8 protein-coding genes and 1 pseudogene are annotated in these 6,483 nt (G+C 48.1%); 8 read left to right on the top strand and 1 reads right to left on the bottom strand.

What is annotated here, in order from left to right; all coding sequences use genetic code 11:
• On the top strand, window positions 1–506 hold a 506-nt coding region (locus tag LUQ50_RS14320), incomplete at its 5' end, for an acetolactate decarboxylase (protein WP_300040815.1).
• On the opposite strand, the gene LUQ50_RS14315 is transcribed toward LUQ50_RS14320, so the two are convergent.
• Window positions 500–976, bottom strand: a complete 477-nt coding sequence (locus tag LUQ50_RS14315) for an Hsp20/alpha crystallin family protein (protein ID WP_300040813.1) — start codon at window positions 974–976, stop codon at window positions 500–502. The genes LUQ50_RS14320 and LUQ50_RS14315 overlap by 7 nt on opposite strands.
• A gap of 135 nt (window positions 977–1,111) precedes the next feature.
• Here LUQ50_RS14315 and LUQ50_RS14310 point away from each other — a divergent pair, with 135 nt between their 5' ends.
• The 7 genes and pseudogenes from LUQ50_RS14310 to LUQ50_RS14280 form a co-directional block, all read left to right on the top strand.
• The gene (locus tag LUQ50_RS14310; RefSeq protein WP_300040811.1) at window positions 1,112–1,429 is read left to right on the top strand and encodes a DUF3795 domain-containing protein; all 318 of its coding nucleotides are present in this window, start codon (window positions 1,112–1,114) and stop codon (window positions 1,427–1,429) included.
• Window positions 1,430–1,545: 116 nt separating this feature from the next.
• Window positions 1,546–2,256 carry a helix-turn-helix domain-containing protein gene (locus LUQ50_RS14305; RefSeq protein WP_300040809.1) on the top strand — a complete coding sequence of 237 codons (711 nt, stop codon included), beginning with the start codon at window positions 1,546–1,548 and terminating at the stop codon, window positions 2,254–2,256.
• Complete coding sequence (locus LUQ50_RS14300) at window positions 2,250–3,302, top strand: hydroxymethylglutaryl-CoA synthase (RefSeq protein WP_300040807.1); 1,053 nt, start codon at window positions 2,250–2,252, stop codon at window positions 3,300–3,302. The genes LUQ50_RS14305 and LUQ50_RS14300 overlap by 7 nt, the downstream gene beginning before the upstream one ends.
• The gene (locus LUQ50_RS14295) at window positions 3,299–4,462 is read left to right on the top strand and encodes a thiolase domain-containing protein (protein WP_300040805.1); all 1,164 of its coding nucleotides are present in this window, start codon (window positions 3,299–3,301) and stop codon (window positions 4,460–4,462) included. The genes LUQ50_RS14300 and LUQ50_RS14295 overlap by 4 nt, the downstream gene beginning before the upstream one ends.
• A 1-nt stretch (window position 4,463) precedes the next feature.
• Complete coding sequence (locus LUQ50_RS14290) at window positions 4,464–4,853, top strand: Zn-ribbon domain-containing OB-fold protein (RefSeq protein ID WP_300040803.1); 390 nt, start codon at window positions 4,464–4,466, stop codon at window positions 4,851–4,853.
• A gap of 374 nt (window positions 4,854–5,227) precedes the next feature.
• Complete coding sequence (locus tag LUQ50_RS14285) at window positions 5,228–6,121, top strand: STAS domain-containing protein (RefSeq protein ID WP_300040801.1); 894 nt, start codon at window positions 5,228–5,230, stop codon at window positions 6,119–6,121.
• 92 nt (window positions 6,122–6,213) lie between these two features.
• Window positions 6,214–6,483 (top strand): annotated as a pseudogene (locus LUQ50_RS14280) (NAD-dependent malic enzyme); the annotation flags it as partial.

The raw sequence follows: 6,483 nt of genomic DNA, 5'->3' as shown, positions 1-6,483 counted from the left end.
TAGACGGTAATGTTTGGCAGATCCGATCAGATGGAATAATTGTCGAGCCATCAGATGATACTGAAGTATGTTATGGAAACAGCATCCCATTTGATCCGCAAATCACCTTCCAACTCAATAAAACACTCAGCAACGATGAATTTTTCAAAGCGATCAGTGACGCATTCCCAGACCAGAACGCCATCTATGCCTTCAGGGTCGATGGTGATTTCGATGTTATGAATGTGCGGAGTGTTCCTGCCCAGGAAGAACCATATCCCCCGTTATCAGAAGTGGTAAAACATCAGAGTGTTTTTCCCTTACAACATGTTAGTGGAACAATGAGCGGATTCTGGTTCCCTGAATGGATGCAGGGTGTAAATTATCCAGGATTCCATTCACATTTTATCACTGACACCCGTGATGCAGGAGGTCATGTTTTGAATGCGACAACAGGAAACGTATCAGTTTCAATACAACCCGTACATCAGGTGACGATAATCCTCCCGGATGAAAAAAGTTATTGAATCGGGATATCTCCCGAGGTTTCTTTTTGAGATTTTTTAAAATGAACCTCAAGAACGCCGTTCTCAAACGTTGCCTTCGCATTATCTTCAGTGACTTCTGAAGGAAGAGGGACACTCCTACTTACAGATCCAAAAAAGCGTTCTCTTATGAAATAATCCTTATCCTCTTCCTTCATTTCGTCACTTCGTTCACAAGTGATCTGAAGGAGATTGGGCCTGACCAGACGGATCTTCACCATCTCTTTCTCACATCCCGGAATATCTGCCCGTGCTATTACCTCATCTCCGGCATCCTTGATATCTACTGAGAATCCACCGGAAGTTAGAGCAGGAAGGTCACGATTTCTCTGCGAATACGCAGGAAATGTGGGAAGCAGGCTGTGAAAACGGCTTTCCATATCTGCGAAGAGACCGTCCATCTCGTTTCGTAATGCATCAAAAGGGTCACGTTCACGTTTGATGATAGCCATCTGTGTTACCTCCTGTACGTCATAACAGACCAGTACGAAGTGTCCGATGGGTGTATGAAATTATAATAGTATCGCAGGACACACTACCCGGTGGCGGGGAGACATATCTATCAACCGGAACATCGATCTTTTCTCATGAAATCACATCGTACCCCCACGATCTGCGGACTTTGGTGTGATGAGTGTTCACATTTTGAAACAGACTGTCAGGGGTGTTCAGAGACAAAAGGATGCATATTCTGGACAGAGTATGTTGATATCGAATCGTGTCCGGTATGGACCTGTTGTGTGGAAGAGAGAAAACTGCCTCATTGCGGGTTCTGTGACGAGATGCCATGCGAACGATATACCCGCTTCCGCGACCCGGATATGACAGATGAGGATGTCAGCACATCTCTTCAGAAGCAGAAAGCAGAACTGCTCAGAAGAAGGAGAGAAGCAGAATCACAATAATTTTCTCATTTTTGAAAGAATACCTGATTTTTTTCATCTTTTTGATCAAGGTATACGTACAATGTCGAACTTCTTTTCGTTAATTATTTAACTCCCCCCTTCCTCAGTGTACATGCATGGAACCGGGACTGCGTCATCGACTCGCTGAGAAGATGGCGGGGGAGATAACCCTCTCTGATTCTCCGGGGAAGACCCTGAAGAAATGGCGAATGAGTTTTGACATATCTCAGGGACACCTGTCCGAATTTCTTGGTGTCTCGCCTTCGGTCATCAGTGACTATGAAAGCGGGAGGAGGAAGAGCCCTGGTACTGCGATTATCGGAAGGATTGTTGACAGCATCCTTGCCATCGATGAAGGAAGGGGGGGCAGATACATTCAGAAGTTTGCCTCACTCCTCTTTGCAGAGATGGGGGAAGGAGTCATCTACGATCTTCATGACTACTCAAGTCCGATCACCCTGGAGACATTCTGCCGGGTGATAGGGGGAGAACTCCTCACCGGACCAGTAGATCTGACGATCTACGGGTATACCATAATCGACAGTATCAAGGCGATCATGAACCTTTCAGCCAATGAATTCAACCGGATTTACGGGTGGAGCACCGAACGGGCGCTCATCTTCACCGGGGTCTCAAATGGAAAGTCACCGATGGTGGCGATCCGGGTTACCCCATTCAAACCCCGGTGCGTAGTACTCCATGGTATCTCCGCAGCTGATGTTCATCCGATTGTACCAAAGATGGCAGAAAAGGACCACATCACGCTGTTATGCACCGAGAAGGATATTGAAGATATCGTGGAGAGTCTGAGGGAAGAAAAATGGTAGGAATCATCTCATACGGTGCGTACATTCCGCGATACCGTATCAAGGTAGAAGAGATCGCACGGGTCTGGGGTGCGAACGGCGCTGAGATATCGAAGGGACTCGGAGTTTTTGAAAAGAGTCTCCCCGATATGGACGAAGACACCATCACCATCTCAGTTGAGGCGGCACGTGCAGCGATGGCACGGAGGGAGATTAACCCTGATGATATCGGAGCAGTATATGTCGGATCCGAATCTCATCCCTATGCAGTCAAACCAACTGCAGTGACAGTCGGAGAAGCAATCGGAGCGACACCTCTGATGACTGCTGCTGATTATGAATTCGCCTGCAAAGCAGGAACAGCAGCAATCCAGACCTCCATGGGACTCGTTAAATCCGGGATGGTAAAGTATTCGGTCGCAGTCGGCGCTGATATCGCCCAGGGAGAACCGGGAGATGCTCTTGAATATACTGCCGCTGCCGGGGGAGCAGCATTTGTGATCGGGAATGAAGACCCGATTGCAGAGATTAACCACACCTGTTCGTTCTCTACCGATACCCCTGACTTCTGGCGTCGGGAGAACAAACCATATCCACGTCACGGTGGGCGGTTCACGGGTGAACCTGCATATTTCAAACATGTGATTGGATCATCCAAACTTATGCTCGAAAAGATGGGAACAAAACCATCAGATTACGATTATGCAGTCTTCCACCAGCCAAACGGAAAGTTTCCGGTGCAGGCTGCAGGAATGCTCGGGTTCACAATGGAGCAGATCAAACCAGGACTTGCAGTAACGTACCTGGGTAACACCTATTCAGGTGCATCTATGGTCGGGCTTTCCGCAGTCCTCGATGTGGCAAAACCAGGTCAGCGGATCTTCATGACCAGTTATGGATCAGGGTCAGGAAGTGACTCTTTTGATATGACCGTAACCGACGTGATCACCTCTGATCTCTTCCACCGGGAGGCTTCCCCATCAGTGGCAGCACTCCTGGCAGACAAGAAAATCGTCGATTATGCAGTCTACGCCAAACACAAAGGCAAAGTGGTGATGATGGAATGAGAGAGGTAGCAGTTATCGGAGTCGGATGCACGAAGTTCGGAGAGCGATGGGAAACCTCATTCAGAGATCTCTTTGTGCAGGCAGGTGCTCTCGCACTTGAGGACGGAAACCTTTCCGGCGAGCGGATCGACGAAATATTCGTCGGAAACATGAGTGCAGGCAGGTTTATTGAACAGGAACATATCGGTGCACTCATTGCAGATTATGCCGGGCTCGCAACTGATAACATTCCGGCAACACGTGTTGAAGCAGCATGTGCATCGGGTGGTCTCGCATTCAGGCAGGCATACACCGCAGTTGCGTCAGGCATGTCTGATATCGTGGTGGCCGCCGGTGTTGAGAAGATGACCGATGTCGGTACTGAAGTTACCACCGATGTCCTTGCTGCGGCAGCAGATCGTGAGTGGGAAGGAATTGCAGGGATCACGTTCCCCGGCCTCTACGCTATGATGGCTACCCAGTATATGCACCGCTACGGTCTGACCAGGGAACAACTTGCCCAGGTTGCAGTGAAGAACCACGACAACGGTGCAAAAAATCCAAATGCACAGTTCCAAAAACCAATCACCATCGAGACGGTGACAAAATCGACCCTTGTGGCAGATCCACTCAGGCTCTTTGATTGTTCTCCAGTGACTGATGGTGCATCTGCAGTTATTCTTGCCCCTCTTGAGCGGGCACGGGAGTTTACTGACACACCCATCAAAGTCCTTGGATGTGGACAGGCATCAAGTTCTCTTGCCCTGCATGACCGCAAGGACATCTGTACGATGGATGCAACCGTTGCAGCAGGAAACCGTGCATTCCAGACCGCAAAAGTTGAGCGGAAGGATATCGGATTTGTTGAAGTGCATGACTGTTTCACCATCGCAGAGATCTGTGCCATCGAAGATCTCGGGTTCTGCAAGAAGGGAGAAGCAGGAAAACTCACCGAAGAAGGATACACTGCCCGTGATGGGAAGTTACCGATCAACCCGAGTGGCGGTCTGAAGGCCTGTGGACATCCGGTTGGTGCAACCGGGGTTAAACAGGTGTATGAGACCGTCAAGCAGCTTCGTGGAGATGCCGGGGGCAGACAGATTGACGCAGAGATCGGGATGACCCACAACGTGGGAGGAACCGGAGCAACTGTTGTCTGTCACATCTTTGGGAGGGTATAACATGAGTGTTTCACGTTTCTGGAGAAAACAGCAGAACCGGTATAATCTGATCGGTACCCATTGCACAACCTGTGGTCGATACTTCTATCCACCGCGATCATTCTGTCCGGACTGCCGTCGGGAAGGGAAGATTGTTGATCACAAGTTCAAAGGTGTTGGAACTGTGGTGACATACACCATTGTCAGAAGTGCAGGTGACCAGTTCAAATTCCTGACCCCATACGCTCTGGCTATCATCGAACTTGATGAAGGAAGCAAACTCACTTCACAGGTCATCTGTGATATCGACAAGATTCAGATCGGTATGCGTGTGAAACCAGTCTTCCGTAAACTCGCTGAAGACGGTAAGAGTGGTGCAATATTCTACGGCACCAAATTCGTTCCCGCATAAAAATATCTTTACATCATCTTTTTTTCATTCACGGCCATACCGGTAATTTCAGGCATCTTCGTGAAATGTCGAAACACCCTACGTTAATTATATACGGTAGCCAGTAATACTACTATTCATCACACCGTCATCCTGTGGGATGACAGGAGAGGGACTTCATCTACGATTCATGCCCGTGGTTCTGCACAGGCATGAAACTTCATTCCTCCTATACTTCAGCGGGGGTACCATCCCCCGATACTCCTGAATCACCGGGTTTGAGAATAAGAAGAAGAATTGAGATCACATCCATTATTGCAGGGATCTTTTTCTCCATTTTTCATCCTCAATATCATGTAGAAAGTATGATAATGATGCACAAGGGAATGGATATTATGAGTAGCCGGACCACAAACGTTGATCCCTTTGAAATAATTCAAACGGTTGATGAGCCTCTTTTCGTACTCAATGAATCCTATGCTATCGTCTTTGGAAACCGTGCATTTGACACCACGTTCGGAGTGAACAGAATGGAGATAGAAGGAAAATCTGTCTATTCCATTGGTGGAGGGATGTTCGATCTCCCCCTGGTGAAGGAGAAGTTCGAACATGTATTCAAAGAGAGAAAGGTTCTCGAAAGTTTTGAACTGGACCATGTCTTTCCAAAGGCTGGTCGGCGGACATTTACCATCAATGCCAGTATCATGCGACGGTACGGAAATGCTAATACTGAACAGATGGTGGTAAGGTTCATCGATATCACCGAAAAGATAGCGGCTGAACGGGCAATACGACAGAAAACACAGGAGATCCTGGAACTTTCCACACCAATATCCAAAATATGGGACGAGATCCTGATTCTTCCCCTCATCGGTACCCTTGATACAGTTCGCGCAGACAAGATGATTGCCCAACTTCTGGATGCAATCAGAAGAGAGTCTGCCAGATACATTATCATGGATGGAACTGCGGTCTCAAGTATGGACGAGACCGGGGCAAGAAACATCATTAAGGCTACGGTTGCCGTGAAGTTACTTGGAGCGCATGTCATTATGACCGGTATCAAACCAGAGGTTGCAATGACCATGGTTCAGTTGGGAATAGAACTTCGCGACATCCAGACTCGGGCGACGCTTCAGGAAGGTGTTCAGTATGCTCTTGAATCACGTGGTTACCTGATCATGCTCAAGGGAGCCATGAGAGAAGAACAACAGATCAACAATTCACGTGACTCTGAGCGCCCGTCCAAATCAACGCTCAGACTTATCAGCCCATATCGTGAGCCTTAATTAGAACTGACGGTTGCTCATTATTCCCGCAGTATTTTCACTTTTTTTGATCATACGAAAGATTCATTCATCCATACCCGGAGAATGAAGATATGGATGTGGACCAGCGAACAGAAATTGGAACGGATTCATTACGATTACATGCTGCTCATGCTGGAAAACTCGAGATTAAGTCCAAAGTCCCACTTAAAAACAGAGCAGATCTGAGCAGGGCATACACTCCCGGAGTTGCCGAGGTATGTCGGGAGATTGCGAGAGACCACACAGAGGTCTGGAAATATACCCTGAAATCAAACTCTATCGCCGTTATCTCTGACGGAACCGCTGTCCTGGGTCTTGGTAACATCGGCCCGTATGCTGCT

It is taken from the genome of Methanospirillum sp., assembly GCF_028679455.1.
GTDB lineage: Archaea > Halobacteriota > Methanomicrobia > Methanomicrobiales > Methanospirillaceae > Methanospirillum.
The sequence above is the reverse complement of the archived record's forward strand: the minus strand, read 5'-3'. Positions and strand labels throughout refer to the sequence as shown.